General features: G+C 30.7%; 2 protein-coding genes. Both read right to left on the minus strand.

Annotation, left to right across the window (positions count from 1 at the left end; translation table 11 throughout):
• A partial coding sequence (locus tag ABD011_RS15705; RefSeq protein ID WP_343799782.1) for a hypothetical protein occupies positions 1-379 on the minus strand: 379 nt, incomplete at its 3' end.
• Positions 380-388: 9 nt separating this feature from the next.
• Positions 389-1,009 (minus strand): hypothetical protein (locus ABD011_RS15710; protein WP_343799784.1); only part of this gene is annotated, 621 nt, incomplete at its 5' end.

Consider the following 1,009-nt stretch of genomic DNA (forward strand, 5'->3'; position numbering starts at 1 on the left):
TCATATATTCTATAGTTAAAGGCAGTCCAGGTCTAGCTTGAATTAATGGAATAAATGGATATGGCTTTAAATTTGAAATATAAAAATACATATCTTTAAATAAATCATAAAGAGTATATATATTTCCATATGAAAATTGATATTGTAATAGATATTGAAATGAAGTATTGATATATTTGTAAACTGAGTATGCAGTATAAAGATCTTGAACTATTTCATTCCAAAGTTGTGAAGAAATTAAAGATTGTTTCGCTATTTTATTCAGTAATTTACTAAATGAAGTAATTGGATAACAAGTTGATATTGGATATGAATATTGATTTGATGATTGAGTTAATGATTGAGTTGATGAACTAGTAGTAACTAGATTAGAAGACATTCTAGATCACTAACTATAAATTGCAGTTAATTGAGGATTTGTGTTAGACGGCATTACGCCGTTAGGCGGATAAGTCCTCATTCTCATGAAATTCCAAGCTGTTTGCCACCAAAAGCCTGAGCTAACAGAACCAATAGCACTTAAATATAATTGTGTAGAACTAGAAAGTGGGTTATTATTAACTGTTCCACAATATCCGCCGGCAGAACTATAGAATTGTGGAGCTATACATCCATACCATGAACTAGCTGAAGATCCGTAATAATAAACCCATGCATAAACCCACTGTGAAACTGCACTACCTTGTTGATTTAAATCATTAGTTACTCTGCCATTTATATAATATGATTGAGAAAAATATGTGTTACTATATCCCATAGTTACTCCAATTGCATTTATAGAAGATGTATTTGTATTATCTGCAATTCCCGCCATACCGTTATTAGCTCCTAATCCTCCAGCTTGATTTCCTAGGTCTATTGTTGAAGATTCTGCAATTACTGGTTGATTTGGTACACTTTTTCCAATATAAACAAATCCAACATTATTTGAATATCCAGATAAATATATTGCATTTATTTGATTTCCTAATGGCCCACCTGTAGAAATTTGTTGAATTGTATTTCCAAA

Source organism: Gaetbulibacter jejuensis (assembly GCF_039524015.1).
In the GTDB taxonomy this organism is placed as follows: Bacteria; Bacteroidota; Bacteroidia; order Flavobacteriales; family Flavobacteriaceae; genus Gaetbulibacter_B; species Gaetbulibacter_B jejuensis.